This window comes from Fluviicoccus sp., from assembly GCF_030646115.1.
Classification (GTDB): Bacteria; Pseudomonadota; Gammaproteobacteria; order Pseudomonadales; family Moraxellaceae; genus Fluviicoccus.
On record NZ_JAUSMX010000006.1, the window covers coordinates 60208 to 74063 of the forward strand.

10 protein-coding genes and 1 riboswitch are annotated in these 13856 nt (G+C 61.2%); of the genes, 3 read left to right on the top strand and 7 right to left on the bottom strand.

The features are described from left to right. Positions 1 to 39: 39 nt before the first annotated feature. Genes Q7T36_RS03740 through Q7T36_RS03750 form a run of 3 tightly spaced genes read right to left on the bottom strand, consistent with a single transcriptional unit; the run spans position 40 to position 4708 of the window. On the bottom strand, positions 40 to 2193 hold the full coding sequence (locus Q7T36_RS03740) for a TonB-dependent receptor (RefSeq protein ID WP_304844193.1): 2154 nt from the start codon (positions 2191 to 2193) through the stop codon (positions 40 to 42). Further along, positions 2190 to 4154, bottom strand: a complete 1965-nt coding sequence (locus tag Q7T36_RS03745) for an ATP-binding protein (RefSeq protein WP_304844196.1) — start codon at positions 4152 to 4154, stop codon at positions 2190 to 2192. The genes Q7T36_RS03740 and Q7T36_RS03745 overlap by 4 nt, the downstream gene beginning before the upstream one ends. A gap of 11 nt (positions 4155 to 4165) precedes the next feature. Continuing rightward, a complete protein-coding gene (locus tag Q7T36_RS03750; protein WP_304844198.1) occupies positions 4166 to 4708 on the bottom strand; it encodes a YfiR family protein in 543 nt (180 codons plus the stop codon). Between the two features lie 206 nt (positions 4709 to 4914). On the opposite strand from Q7T36_RS03750, the gene Q7T36_RS03755 reads away from it, so the two are divergent. The 3 genes from Q7T36_RS03755 (at position 4915) to metF (ending at position 8035) form a co-directional block, all read left to right on the top strand. Next, positions 4915 to 5454: a YfaZ family outer membrane protein gene (locus Q7T36_RS03755; RefSeq protein ID WP_304844200.1), complete on the top strand. Its 540-nt coding sequence runs from the start codon at positions 4915 to 4917 to the stop codon at positions 5452 to 5454. Positions 5455 to 5540: 86 nt separating this feature from the next. Beyond that, positions 5541 to 5629, top strand: a riboswitch (S-adenosyl-L-homocysteine riboswitch). 18 nt (positions 5630 to 5647) lie between these two features. Beyond that, on the top strand, positions 5648 to 7048 hold the full coding sequence (ahcY, locus tag Q7T36_RS03760; protein ID WP_304844202.1) for an adenosylhomocysteinase: 1401 nt from the start codon (positions 5648 to 5650) through the stop codon (positions 7046 to 7048). 147 nt (positions 7049 to 7195) lie between these two features. Then, a complete protein-coding gene (metF, locus tag Q7T36_RS03765) occupies positions 7196 to 8035 on the top strand; it encodes a methylenetetrahydrofolate reductase [NAD(P)H] (RefSeq protein ID WP_304844204.1) in 840 nt (279 codons plus the stop codon). An 88-nt stretch (positions 8036 to 8123) separates the two neighbouring features. Here the strand turns inward: metF and Q7T36_RS03770 are convergent, their stop codons facing one another. The 4 genes from Q7T36_RS03770 to Q7T36_RS03785 form a co-directional block, all read right to left on the bottom strand. After that, the gene (locus Q7T36_RS03770; protein ID WP_304844207.1) at positions 8124 to 9269 is read right to left on the bottom strand and encodes an MFS transporter; all 1146 of its coding nucleotides are present in this window, start codon (positions 9267 to 9269) and stop codon (positions 8124 to 8126) included. Between the two features lie 115 nt (positions 9270 to 9384). Further along, positions 9385 to 11076, bottom strand: a complete 1692-nt coding sequence (locus tag Q7T36_RS03775) for an AMP-binding protein (protein ID WP_304844209.1) — start codon at positions 11074 to 11076, stop codon at positions 9385 to 9387. A gap of 19 nt (positions 11077 to 11095) precedes the next feature. Further along, complete coding sequence (locus Q7T36_RS03780) at positions 11096 to 12274, bottom strand: alpha/beta fold hydrolase (protein ID WP_304844211.1); 1179 nt, start codon at positions 12272 to 12274, stop codon at positions 11096 to 11098. A gap of 330 nt (positions 12275 to 12604) precedes the next feature. Continuing rightward, positions 12605 to 13786 carry a lipid-transfer protein gene (locus tag Q7T36_RS03785; protein ID WP_304844213.1) on the bottom strand — a complete coding sequence of 394 codons (1182 nt, stop codon included), beginning with the start codon at positions 13784 to 13786 and terminating at the stop codon, positions 12605 to 12607. Positions 13787 to 13856 lie beyond the last annotated feature (70 nt).

Sequence of the window (13856 nt, forward strand, 5' to 3'; positions counted from 1 at the left end):
GGCGGGAAAAATACATTTTAAACCGGAACGGCCCTGCCGTTACCAGTTCCACTCACCGCCCAGCCGGGCGTTGACGCCTTCATCCGGGTTGCCGCCTTCAGCATTAAAGAGGGAAGGAACAATATTGCGCCGATCCAACAGGTTGCGGACATCCAGCCACAGACGCTGCCGCCCCTGACGATGCTCCAGATGCAGGTCCGCCCGCCAGTAATCGGGGGCGGACACCACCGGCAGCTGCGCCAGATGGTCGGTCGTAGTGCGGTCCAGCTGGCCGCGCAGATTCAGCCACAGGCTCAGGCCGCCGTCCCACTCACGCCCCGCACCCAGATTCAGGATGTTCTGCGGAAAGGCTGAATAATCATCACCGCTGTTGGTGTTGCGGCTGCGGGTATGGGACAGGTTGCCGCTGTACAGCCACCCGGCGCGGCGGAAACTATGACTCAACTCCACTCCCCACGCTTCATTGCCACCGGTATTCTGGTACTGGCTGACCGTCTGGTTGACCGGATTCAGGACAATGCCGTCAACCCACTGGCTGTGGAACAGCGTCAGCTCACTGTCCTGCGCCATGCGGTAATGTTGCAGGATCAACTCCAGGGTGCGGATGGTTTCCGGCCGGATTTCAGGATTGGCCATCTGCTGCGAGCCCGGGCCGGAGCCATAGCGCTCGGCGGCGCTCGGAGCGCGGAACGCCTCGTTGTACAACAGCTTGCCCGACCAGTGCTCCCCCCCCTGATACACCAGCCCCAGTCGTGGCGAGGTGGCCGTTCCCACGTCCGAATACTGGTCCAGACGCCAGCCGTACACCGCGCTGAGCCGGTCATTGAGCAGACTGCGCGCCTGGAACGTCAGGTAATCAATGCTGCGGCCGACGTTGCCGAACGGGGTATCAATATCCACATAGACCTGACCGTTAACGCCGATGCGGCGCACATCGGCTTTGCCAACCGCCAGCGTGTCGCGGCCAACGCCGATCGCCCATTGTGTGCGGATACGGCGGTCTTCATTGGTCAACTTCACCGAAACGCCGGTGCGGCTGTCCCGGGTAAACTGGTAAATGGTGTGAGGGCAGAAAACCGGTAAGGCATTGGCCTGGGACAGGCTGGTGCGGCAAGGCAAAACACCGCTGTCGGTCGTCGGGAACGTGGTGGGGTAAGCGCTGAAATCGAAGGCCCAGGTCTGTTCCGCCTGCCACCGCCAGATATCCAGCGTCAGCGCCAGATCATTGTCCAGGAGTCGCTCGTATTTGAGACCCAGCAAGCCAAAGGAGGATTCTTGGGAGCCGGTGTCGCGGTCGGCGGCCAGGCTCAGACTCTGCAGGACCATCTTGCGGCGCAGGGGCGGATAGAACTGGACGCCCACTCCCGGAAAGTCTTCACTGCGGTATTCATCGGCATAAAGCTTCAACTGAAGCAGCCCCGAGGACGCTTCGCGATTACCCAGATCCAGATGCACAAAACCGGCCTTGTCATTCTCCCGGTACTGCCGCTCGCTGGTCGCGGGCGCACCGGTGGCCGGATCATGATAGCCATACGCCAGGTCACGATCGCCATGACGGGTCAGGGCAGCCCCCAGCCTGACGCTTCCGCCGTCAAATTCGTCAACCTGCCGCAACGATACGGCGGCATCGCCGTAGCTGCCGCCCTGCACCCGCACCCTTGATCCTGTTTCCCCATCGCGGCGGGTCGTCAGCGCCAGCACGCCGTGAAAGGCGTCGCTGCCATAAAGCGTGCTGCCGGGGCCGCGAATCATCTGGATGCCGCCCAGCAGGTCGGGGGACAGATAGGGTAGGTCGTAAGCACTGGTGGCATAACTGAAGTTGTTGAGCGGAATACCGTCCAGCAGGATGGCCATGCCGCGCACGGAAATTTCATTGGCATAACCGCGCACCGCCACCATCCGCGCCGAGTTCAGCGAAGAATAGACCGCCACTGACGGAATCTGCTCCAGCGCCTCCTCCACCGAGCGGGCTGCGCGGCGCTCCCAGTCGGCCGGACGCAACACTGAAATGGATGCCGCTGTGGTTGCAATGTTGCTCTCGAAGGGAGACGCCACCGACACCTGCAACTCCATCAGCGATTCCAGCGACAGGTCAAACACCGAGTCCTGCCCGCCAGCGGCCGGCGCGCTCAGGGCCAGGCCCGCCAGGCACAGCCAAGGCGGACTCCGGCGCACCGGGGGCCGACCGGTCATGGCGCCCGCCGCTGGATGCTGCGCGGCCGCAACCACTGCCCCAGCATGGTCCGCAACTCCTGACGCTTGAACGGTTTGGCCAGGATATCGTTCATGCCCGATTCCAGGCAGGCCGCGCGCTCCTCGGCCAGCACACTGGCCGTCACCGCCAGGATCGGCACCGGGCCCAGACGGCGTTCCTGTTCAAACTCCCGATAGCGACGGGTGGCCTCAAAGCCATCCATTTCCGGCATCTGGCAATCCATCAGCACCAGATCATAACGGTGGCGCTGCATGGCGTGCAGCGCCTGCAAACCGTTCACTACCACGTCGACCTCGCAGCCCATGCCGCTCAGCATGGCGCGCATCACTTCCTGATTGGTCGGGGTGTCTTCGGCCAGCAGCAGGCGGAAGCCCCGGAACAAGTCAGCGGGCTCGGCAACCGGTAAGCGGGGACTGCCGTTGGCGGCCTCGGGCGGCGGAGCCGCTGTCAGGGGCAGGGCCAGACGGATGCGAATGGTAAAAATACTGCCTTCGCCTTCCTGGCTGAAAAGGCGGATGCTGCCGCCCATCATTTCCACCAGTTGCTTGACGATGGCCAACCCCAGACCGGTGCCGCCGTAACGGCGCGCATGGGAACTGTCAGCCTGGACAAAGGGCCTGAACAACTGTGACTGCATCTGGTCGTTGATGCCGATCCCTGTGTCCCGCACCTGGAATTCCAGCACCGGCTGGCTGGCGTCCACGGACGACAGCGCCAGGGTGATCTGGCCGTTTTCAGTGAATTTGAGGGCGTTGCTGACGAGATTGATCAATACTTGCCGCAAGCGGCTGGGATCGCCGCGCAGACGCCGGGGCACCTCCGGCATGACTTCCCGCACCAGCACCAATCCCTTGCGATGGGCTGGCTCGCCCAGCAGGCTGACGACATCGTCCACCACCTGCACCGGATCAAAATCCAGCGACTCCAGCACCAGATGCCCGGCCTCGATCTTCGAGAAATCCAGAATATCGTTGAGAATGCTGAGCAAGGCCTCGCCGCAACCATAAATGGTTTCCACATAACGGCGCTGGGTGCTGTCCAGCCGCGTGCCCAGCAGCAGTTCGGACATGCCCAGCATGCCGTTCATGGGCGTCCGGATTTCATGGCTCATGGTGGCCAGAAACTGCGACTTGGCGCGATTGGCCGTCTCGGCCACTTCCTTGGCGTGCTTCAGTTCGTCCGTGCGTTGCGCCACAAGTTGCTCCAGGCCTTCCCGGTGCTGCTTCAGCTCGTGATCACGCAACTCGATCTGTTCCAGCATATCGTTGAAACAGTCAATCAGGTGACCCACTTCATCATTGCCGCTGAAGTTGGCGCGCAAGGCGTAATTTTTCTGCGTGGAGACTTCTTCGGCGGTGCGCGCCAGATCCAGAATAGGCTCGGTCACCACCTTGCCCAGCTTCAGGCCCAGAAACGCCGCCAGCAGCAAGGCCAGCAAGGCCAGCAGCGCCAGGATCGTCATGTAGAGCGCCAGCTCTGTCCACAACGGGCGGATGTCCGCATCCAGGTGCAGGTAGCCGATCTGCTCATTTTCCAGGTGGATGGGCTCACGCAAGTGCAGCCGTCCGGCCAGCCAGGCATCGCGGTTGTCCGCCCGGTCGGTGCAGGCCTCCAGCGGTTTTTTCACCGGCTGCCGCGACCACTCGGCAAAAGCCACCCCGCCGGTCTTCAACACACAGGCGTAGACAATGCTGACATCACTGTGCAGCGAACCCAGCACATTGGCCGTTTCCTGAGTGTCATTGAAGGTCAGGGCCGCTTGGGTATTGTAGGTCGTCACCCTCGCCAGTGTCGTCAACCGCAAATGGGTGTCGCTGTGCAGCTTGATCACGGAAATGACGGCGAAAGCCATCCAGGCCACTAACAGCGAGGAGCCTGCGCTCCACAGCAGGATGCGACGGAGCTTCTGGTGCAGGGGGAGTTGGGTCAGACGGTTCATGAACGCTCCCCCTATCTCGGCACGCGGGCCAATTGAAGGAGACGAGCGCTGAATTTCAGCCCCCGCGATTGCGCCGCCGAGAGATTGACGGCGAACTGCACACGACTACCCTCGACAAACAGGCTGATGACCCCGCCCTGCCGGGCGAAGTCGCGACGATCGGCAACCGTCAAGACCGCTTCGCTCTCAAGCGACTGCAATAACGACGATTGGGGAGCATTTTCAGGACCAGCCACATACAGCACATGGCATCCCTCCAGATCCGCCTGAGAAGTCACAGGACGCAACCGCAGGCGGCGGCCTTGCGCCTCGCGGCCTTCCAGCTGGCGCAACTCGGACTCCACGGCATCATGACCGCTGATACAAAGGTTGAGTACGGCATCCGGCCTGGAGAAAGCCGGCGACGGCCACTCGACGAATTTGGCGAAGTTGTAGATGAAGGCGGCCTTGATCTCGGCCTCGTCCGGACCCGCCGCTGACGGTGCGGAAATGCCGAATGCCAGGCATAAGCCCAGCACACACGGCATCTTCACCGTCGCGCGGCGATGTTCCATATCGGATTCTCTGGCAGCTTTTTATAATTGTACTTATGTACCAAGTGATACTAGGCGGGAGCTTCAAGGCTTGTCAAACGAACACAGCCGGGAAACGGAAAAACCGCCCGGCAGCAGCAAAGCTGTAACCAAACATTACAGCGCTGACCCCGCTAAACCGTTATACAGGCTTCATGAAGAAACACATGAAACCACTGGAGAACCTCATGAACGCCAAATTCCTGGCCCTTGCCGTGCTGATAGCCGGCCCCGTCTTTGCCGACTCCCTGTCGCTGGACCTCAACAATGACGCCGTACGCCTGAACTACGGTCATAACTTCAGCAAGAACTACACCTCCGACTTTGGATGGGTGCATGTCAAGGATCTGGGCAACACCTACACCGCCGGCATCAACCTTGACCAGAAAATCAACGAAGACCTGAGCGCCACCATCGGCGGCAAGGCCGTGTTCCAGCAGCATGACCGGCTGGAAGACGGCACAGCCATGGCGGTTGGCGGCGGCCTTAGCTTCACCCCGCCGTCCGCCAAGCAGGTGAGCATCGCGGCCTCCCTGTATTTTGCCCCGAATGTGCTGTCCTTTGGCAAAATGAAGAACTATCAGGAATTCGAATTGCGCGGTGAATACGAGTTCAGCGAACAAATGACCGGTTATGCCGGCTATCGCAACAACCAGGCCGATTACGATGTCGCCAAGAATGTCGACCTCTATAACGGCCTGATGATCGGCGGCAAGTTCATGTTCTGAGCGCACCGCACCGGGGCGGTCTCCTGACCGCCCTCCCGTCCCGCCGCCATTGCCACCCCCCTCTCCCTGCGCTAAACTCTCCCCCGTTCCCCGAGGGGTGCTGCAACAGCCGCTGCAAAGGCTGCCAGGCTCGGACGAACCACTTCACTCAAGTTGCCAACGACACCCGCCTCTACTTCAATGGAGACTTGTCATGTCTATGACAACCGTTGGCGACTACAAGGTTGCCGATATTGCCCTGGCCAGCTGGGGCCGCAAGGAAATCATCCTCGCCGAAGCCGAAATGCCCGCCCTGATGGGGCTGCGCCGCAAGTATGCCGCCGCCAAGCCGCTGGCGGGCGCCAAGATTATCGGCTGCATCCACATGACCATCCAGACCGCCGTGCTGATCGAGACGCTGGTAGAGCTGGGCGCGGAAGTGCGCTGGTCGTCTTGCAACATCTTCTCCACGCAAGACCAGGCCGCCGCCGCCATTGCCGCCGTCGGGATTCCCGTATTCGCCTGGAAGGGTGAAACCGAGGAAGAATTCTGGTGGTGCATCGAGCAGACCGTGCTGAAAGACGGCCAGCCCTGGGATGCCAACATGATTCTGGACGACGGCGGCGACGTCACCTGGATTGTCCATGAAAAGTATCCGCAGATGCTGGAAAGCATCCACGGCATCACTGAAGAAACCACCACCGGCGTGCACCGCCTGATCGAGATGTGGAAGAAAGGCACCCTCAAGGTTCCGGCCATCAACGTCAACGACTCGGTCACCAAGTCCAAGAACGACAACAAGTACGGCTGCCGCCACTCGCTGAACGACGCTGTCAAGCGCGGCACCGACATGCTGATGGCCGGCCGCCGTGCGCTGGTGATTGGCTATGGAGACGTGGGCAAGGGTTCCGCGCAGTCGCTGCGTCAGGAAGGCATGATTGTCCGTGTCACCGAAATTGATCCGATCTGCGCCATGCAGGCCTGCATGGACGGCTATGAAGTGGTGTCGCCGTACCTAAACGGAATCAACACCGGCAAAGCCGCCGACATCGACACCCGCCTGCTGGGTGAAACCGACCTCGTCTGCACCACCACCGGCAACACCAATGTCTGTGACGCCGCCATGTTGGGCGCGCTGAAGAACGGTGCCGTGGTCTGCAATATCGGCCACTTCGACACCGAAATCGACACCGCCTACATGCGCGACAACTGGCTGTGGGAAGAAGTGAAGCCGCAGGTGCACAAGGTCTATCGCACATCGCCGGATTCGACGCTGGACCCGTCAAGCCCGAACTACCTGATCCTTCTGTCGGAAGGCCGCCTGGTCAACCTCGGCAACGCCACCGGCCATCCGTCGCGCATCATGGACGGCTCTTTCGCCAACCAGGTGCTGGCGCAGATGTACCTGTACGAACAGAAGTTCGCCAATCACTCCGAGGCCGTGAAGGCGTCGATGCTGAAGGTGGAAGTGCTGCCGAAGAAGCTGGACGAAGAAGTAGCTGCGGCCATGGTCGCCGGGTTTGGCGGCGTGCTGACCCGTTTGACACCGACCCAAGCCGAGTATATCGGTGTCAGCGTCGACGGTCCGTACAAGCAGGATTCGTACAAGTACTAAGTATGAAACCCCCTCTCCCCTTGTGGGAGAGGGCCGGGGAGAGGGGTGCGGAAAGCGGACGGAACACCCGAACTGTTCGATTCGCTGCAGCACCCCTCTCCCTAACCCTCTCCCACAAGGGGAGAGGGGACTATGAAGGAATTCATCATGCCCAGAAACGTCCCCATCAGTTTCGAGTTCTTTCCGCCAAAAACGCCGGAAGGGGCTGACAAACTGCTGACGGTGCATCAGGAATTGTGCACCCTCAATCCCCAGTATTTTTCCGTGACCTATGGCGCGGGCGGCTCCACCCGCACCCGCACCCTGACCACGGTGTCCCGCCTGCAACAGACCGCGCCGGTGCCGGTGGCTCCACACCTGTCGTGCATCGGCGACTCCAAGGCCGCATTGGCCGAGTTGCTGGATGGCTACAAGGAACAGAATATCAAGCGTCTGGTGGCGCTGCGCGGCGACCTGCCCTCCGGGCAGATGACGCTGGGCGAACTGCCCTATGCCCGTGACCTGGTCGAATTCGTGCGGCAGCACAGTGGTGATCATTTCCACATTGAAGTGGCGGCCTACCCGGAGATGCATCCGCAGGCCGATAGCTACGAAGCCGATCTGCGCAACTTCATCGCCAAGGTTCAGGCTGGGGCGAACAGCGCCATCACCCAGTTCTTCTTCAATGCCGACGCCTACTTCCATTTCATGGACCGGCTGGCCAAGGCCGGAGTGAACATCCCGGTGATTCCCGGCATCATGCCCATCACCAACGCCGGTAACCTGATCCGGTTCTCGGACAGCTGCGGGGCGGATATTCCGCGCTGGTTGCGCAAGCAGCTGATGGCTTACGGTGATGACAGCGCCAGCATCAAGGCGCTGGGTGAAACCGTGGTGGCCAAGCTGATTGAACGCCTGATCCAGGGCGGCGCCCCGGCTTTCCACTTCTACACCATGAACCAGAGCGAAGCGACCACGCGACTGGTGAAGCTGACCGGACTCGCCTGAACAAACCTGTAGGTCGGGCTTCAGCCCGACACCGCCCTTCGATCGGAGAGTGTTGTCGGGCTGAAGCCCGACCTACAGGCGGCGCACTCTAATTGCGGTTACCCCGCCACCAATTCACCCCCAGGCCTGCCACCGCCGTCGTGCCCAACCCAACGGCCAGCCACGCCAGCCCGCCCCGGTCAAACAGCCAGCCGCCCATCACCGGCCCCGAGGCACTGCCCGCGGTATAACAAACCACCAGCACCGACGTCGCCCGCACCAGCCCCTTGCCCTGCAACTTTTGCCCCAGCTCCACCATCGCCAGGGTATAGATGACACCGCCCATGCCGCCGAACACAAAACCAGTCAGCCACAGCATCCACCACAACTGCGTTCCCCATCCCCACAAACCGACAGAAACCAGCGCCAGCAGGCTCCAGCAAACTGTCTCAATTCGATGCAGGCCCAGGCGGTCGCTGAGATGCCCGGCCGGGGTTTGCAGCAAGGCGCTGCCCGCCCCGATTACCGCCCCCAGCCAGGCCGCCTCCTGCACCGTAAATCCCAAGCGCAGGCTAAGTCCGGGCAACATGGAAGCGCTGCCGCTTTCCAGCAGACCACTGATCAGGGATACCGCTGCAATGCCCGCCACCAACCCTTTCCACGGAATGTCAGGTACAGTGCCATCCGTTGTTTCCGAGGCATCCACAACCGGCGCGCTGTGCGGCAACAACCTTCCGGCCGCCAGGGTCGCCAGCCCCATGCCGAAGGCCACCCAGAACGGCGGCCCGCCAACCCGGTCAATCAGCGCCAACAGCACCGGCCCGGTCATCATGCCGATGCCGACACAGGTCTCAAACAGACCGACGTAAAAGCCGCGACGGTCCGGCGGAGCTATCTCGGCCAGCCACGCCTCACCAGTTACCCAGATGACCCCGACCACAACGCCCAGCAACCAGCCAAGCACCGCCCAGGGCCAGTAGCCCTGCACCAGCGCTATCAACCCGAAACACAGCACCAGCGCCTGCACTGACCGCCTGAACACCGGCTCACGGCCATAACGCGGGGTGATATGGGAAGCCAGCACCGAACCGCAGAAAATGCCCAGCCACATCAGAGTGGCGACAAATCCGACGGCGGTGGCGCTAAAGCCCTGGCGGGTGAGGACGAAGGCGACATGGGTCATGGCCACGAATTCGGCGGCGACCAGCAGGAAATAAACGAGGGGTATAGCCCAGAGGGCAATCGGGGGAGCCATTGGCAACCGAGGTCATTGAGAAATAAGGGGGGATGGTAAAACCCCCCTGCCCCCTTTCCAAGGGGGAGTCACGGCAATCTCATCATTTCCCCCTTGGAAAGGGGGCCAGGGGGTTTTAATCCTCCCAGATCACCTTTTGCCGACGGGCAACCCACTGCCCGGCATTCGGCATGTAGCGGTCTTCAATGATGTTGCGCTTGATTTTCATGGTCGGCGTCAGGAAACCGTTTTCCATGGTCCACTGCTCCTTCACCACCACCGCATAATCCAGGGTTTCATGGTCTTCCAGGCTGCCGTTGACTTCCTCCAGCAGGCTGTGGATTTCACGCGACAGCGCATCCTTGTCCAGTTCGCCGCGTTCCAGTTCCTTGACGGCGTCCAGGGACAGCATCAGCAAGGCAAAAGGCTGCGGTTCGCCGGAACCGGTCACGCACACCACTTCCACCTTGGGATGGTTGTTGAGCTTGTTCTCGATCGGCACCGGCGCCACGTACTTGCCCTTGCTGGTCTTGAATAGTTCCTTGACCCGGCCCGTAATCTTCAGACGGCCCTTCTCGTCGATTTCGCCGCGATCACCGGTCATGAAGTAGCCGTCTGCGGTCAATTCTTCTTCCATCTTACCGGGCATTTTGTAATAACCCAGCATCTGGCCGGGGCTCTTCACGTGCACTTCGCCGTTGTCGGCAATGCGGTGCTCCACGCCGGGATTCACCGAACCGACATAACCAACGCGCATTTCACCCGGCTTGCTGGCGTGGGAATAGGCGAAGTTCTCGGACATGCCGTAAACGTCCAGCAGTTCCAAGCCCAGTTCACGGTACCAGGAAATAATGTTCGGCGGCAGCGGCGCGGAGCCGGTCAAAGCGGCGCGAACCTGATCCATGCCCAGTTGCTTGAGGACTTTCTTTTTTACCAGACCGCCCAGGAAAGGAATACTGAACAGCAGCTTCTGCTTCTTGGCGGGCAGCTTTTCATGAACGCCCAGGTAGAACTTGGTCCACAGGCGCGGCACCGAGAAGAAAATGGTGGGTTGGGCGCGCTGCAAGTCCTGCTGGAAGGTGTCCAGCCCTTCCGAGAAAAAGACCTGGAAGCCGAAATAGAGCGAGGTGGTTTCCACCGCCGCGCGTTCGGCGACGTGCGCCAGCGGCAGGTAGGACAGCATGCGCTCTTTATTGGTGAAACCCCAGATCGACTCCATGCCATTGATGATGATGATCATGGTGCGAAAGCTATGCATGACGCCCTTGGGACGGCCGGTGCTGCCGGAGGTATAAACGATGGTGGCCAGGCTGTCGGGATCGGGCAGTTGCGGATTCGCCAGCGGCGCAGTCTTGGCGACAATGTCGTCCCACTGCGGCACATTCATCTTGGGTGACAGCGGCATGCCGATGATGGGCAGGCCTTCCGGCAGCACCGGCTGGATTTCCTTCCAGCCATCGGCCTTGCCGTCCATCTTGCCGATCATCAGCAAAGCCGTGTCACTGTGTTCCAGGATATAGGTGAAGGATTCGCCGTTCAGGGTCGGATACAACGGCACGGTGACATGACCGGCCATCCAGATAGCCAGGTCGGCCAGAATCCAGTGCGCGGAATTGCGGCCCAGCAAGCCAATGTTGCTTTTGGGCGGCAGGTTCAGCGATTGCAGGTAGGCGGCCATGCGGCGCACTTCATCGCCCGCCTGTTTCCAGGTGTAGGTTTTAACCACGCCGTTGCCAAAGGGCTGGGTGAGATAGACATTGTCGGGAGTGGCTTTTTCCCAGTGCAGCAGGCAGTGAACCTGCGTCGCGCGTTCGTTGGCGTTGCTCATTTTTGTGATCCTGTTCGGGTTATTCTGGATTTCGCTCAACCATATCACCGAGCGACTGCCCGATAAAGTCCCGCATCAGCTTCAAATAGCGTCTTTGATGCAGATGTAACACATGGTTACCCGGAAACCAGTGCATACGGCTGCCCGTCCAGTGTTTGTGCAGCAACTGCACATAGCGGGGAGCGGTGAAACGGTCGCCCGCCCCGCCAATCACCAGCAGGCGGCGCGGGTCGATGACCGGTTGCCAGCTCAGCGGCGAATGGATGGCCAGCAGGCGGCGGAAATCCGGGACAGTACGACCGCTGGTTGGTATCAACTGCCGCAGCAGGCTGCCGCTGGGTGTCCATTCCAGCAGCATGTCCACCGGGGAAACCATGGGTGAGTTGGGTATGGCGAAAGCCAGGCGCTCGTCGGCATTGGCCAGCAGCGCCGTGATGTACCCGCCCAGGCTGAGGCCGGAAACACCAATGGCGGGGACTCCCGTGGCATAGAGGTGGTTCATCAGCACACGCACGTCAAACACGCTTTGCAGCATGGCTTCGTTGGCGTGGCACAGGCCGTGCGACAGGAAGTGGAAGCCGCTCCACGGCGAGGCTGACGGCTGGCGCGCCCCGTGGAAGGGTTGTGTCACCAGCACGATGTCCAGCCCTTGGTCATAGAACCACTTCAACGAGAACATCAGGCTGTTCAGCCAGTACGGCGAGGCAAAGTAGCCGTGGATGAAGATCATCGTCGGTCGCGGACCGCCGGGATGCGTCCAGTGTTGGGCGCTGACCTGGCGGTTGGCCTCGTAGCTGTTGTAGCTGTCGCGGACGGCGGGATTCAGCGTTTCGTAGGGGCTGGTGAAATGCAGGCCGTGGTGCGGAACCGAGGGGTGGTAACCCAGTGCGGGCGAGGCCGTCTTGTGGATGATGACATTGGCCGGGGGCGGCATGAATACAGCCGATGGGTCGCCTTTGGCGGCAAGATCGCCGTAGAATCCGGCCTTTTCCAGTTCGCGCTCGCGCAGGCCGGGGAATACCAGCATCGGCGACAGGGCGCTGCTGACCATGGTGGCGAGGCCGGTGCGCAGGATGCGGTCCATGGCGGCGGAGCCGTGGACTTTGAGGGGGAATTTGCTGTCGAGGTGGGTGGGGACGGCGTGGCGGTAGTAGTCGTCGGGGAGGTTGTTCCACCATTGGGGGGTTGGGGTATTCATGGATTGGTTCTTGCTCGGTTCGTAGGGTGGGTTGAGGCACGAAACCCACCAACGGTGTCTTTGGGGCGGAGGGGGTCGCCTGCCGCGGGCCTTCCTTTTGTCTTGGCAAAAGGAAGCAAAACCGTGTCCTTCGCCAAAACTCGATGACCGATATCTCACTTTCAACCGTCTTTATACCAATACGTTGTTCCTGGGCATGTGGCCTCGGACAGTTGGCTGCGGACGGCGGGGTTCAATATCCGGTGATGGCTTCTGTAGGTCGGGTTTCAACCCGACAACACTCTCCGATCGAAGGTTGTTGTCGGGCTGAAGCCCGACCTAGACGGTTCTTCAGTCCTTGCGGTACATCGTCACTACGCACGCGCCGCCCAAGCCGAGGTTGTGCTGCAAGGCGATGCGTGCGCCTTCCACCTGACGCTTGTCCGCGGTGCCACGCAGTTGCCACACCAGCTCCGTGCATTGCGCCAGGCCGGTGGCGCCCAGCGGGTGGCCCTTGGACAGCAGGCCGCCGGACGGGTTGGTGACGTATTTGCCGCCGTAGGTGTTGTCGCCGTCCCAGATGAACTGTTCGGCGCCGCCTTCGGGGCACAAGCCCAGACCTTCATAGGTCAGCAGTTCGTTGGCGGTGAAGCAGTCGTGCAGTTCGACGACGTCGATGTCTTCCGGACCGATGCCCGAGGCTTCATAGACCTGTCGCGCGGCGTCCTTGGTCATGTCATAGCCGATCATCTTGATCATGCTGCGCGGTTCAAAGCTGCTGGCGAAGTCGGTGGTCATGGACTGCGCGGCGATGTAGACCGCGTTGCGGATGCCGTGTCTGGCGGCGAATTCATCCGAACACAGAATGGCAGCCGCCGCGCCGCAGGTGGGCGGGCAGCACTGGAAACGGGTCAGCGGGTCGAAGACGTCATCGGAGGCGAGGATTTCTTCCACCGTCAGCAACTGGTTGAACAGCGCATAGGGGTTGTTGGCGGCGTGGACACGCGCCTTGGCGGCGATCTTGGCGAAGGTTTCGCGGCGGGTGCCGTATTGCCAGCGGTACTCACGCCCTGCCCCGCCGAACATCTGGGCGGCGGGCGGCGATGAGTTGAAGCCCTGCACGTCCATCATCACCTGCACATGCTGGTCCATGGGTGGAATGCGGTCGTTGAACTTGCTGCCGAGCGCGCCGCGCTCCATCTTCTCGAAGCCGATGGCGAGCACGCATTCCGCCAGTCCGCCCTCAATGGCCTGACGTGCCAAGTACAGCGCGCTGGAGCCGGTGGAGCAGTTGTTGTTGACGTTGACCACCGGGATACCGGTAAGCCCGAGTTCATAGACGGCGCGCTGGCCGCAGGTGCTGTCGCCGTAGACGTACCCGGCATAGGCCTGCTGCACCTCGTTGTAGGCGATACCGGCATCCTTCAGCGCGTTCAGACCGGCGTCACGGGCCATTTCGAAGTATTCCGGGCTGGAACCGGGCTTGGCGAACTTGGTCATCCCCACACCGATGACATTGACACGACGTTTCATGATGAATTCTCCCAAAGGCATCTCTCCCTCTCCCCTTGTGGGAGAGGGCCGGGGAGAGGGGTGCGGAGAG

What these genes read in the sequence shown, in the direction of transcription:
- Q7T36_RS03740 (WP_304844193.1), bottom strand. Translation starts at nt 2,193, where the DNA reads ATGACCGGTCGGCCCCCGGTGCGCCGGAGTCCGCCTTGGCTGTGCCTG.
- Q7T36_RS03745 (WP_304844196.1), bottom strand. Translation starts at nt 4,154, where the DNA reads ATGAACCGTCTGACCCAACTCCCCCTGCACCAGAAGCTCCGTCGCATC.
- Q7T36_RS03750 (WP_304844198.1), bottom strand. Translation starts at nt 4,708, where the DNA reads ATGGAACATCGCCGCGCGACGGTGAAGATGCCGTGTGTGCTGGGCTTA.
- Q7T36_RS03755 (WP_304844200.1), top strand. Translation starts at nt 4,915, where the DNA reads ATGAACGCCAAATTCCTGGCCCTTGCCGTGCTGATAGCCGGCCCCGTC.
- ahcY (WP_304844202.1), top strand. Translation starts at nt 5,648, where the DNA reads ATGTCTATGACAACCGTTGGCGACTACAAGGTTGCCGATATTGCCCTG.
- metF (WP_304844204.1), top strand. Translation starts at nt 7,196, where the DNA reads ATGCCCAGAAACGTCCCCATCAGTTTCGAGTTCTTTCCGCCAAAAACG.
- Q7T36_RS03770 (WP_304844207.1), bottom strand. Translation starts at nt 9,269, where the DNA reads ATGGCTCCCCCGATTGCCCTCTGGGCTATACCCCTCGTTTATTTCCTG.
- Q7T36_RS03775 (WP_304844209.1), bottom strand. Translation starts at nt 11,076, where the DNA reads ATGAGCAACGCCAACGAACGCGCGACGCAGGTTCACTGCCTGCTGCAC.
- Q7T36_RS03780 (WP_304844211.1), bottom strand. Translation starts at nt 12,274, where the DNA reads ATGAATACCCCAACCCCCCAATGGTGGAACAACCTCCCCGACGACTAC.
- Q7T36_RS03785 (WP_304844213.1), bottom strand. Translation starts at nt 13,786, where the DNA reads ATGAAACGTCGTGTCAATGTCATCGGTGTGGGGATGACCAAGTTCGCC.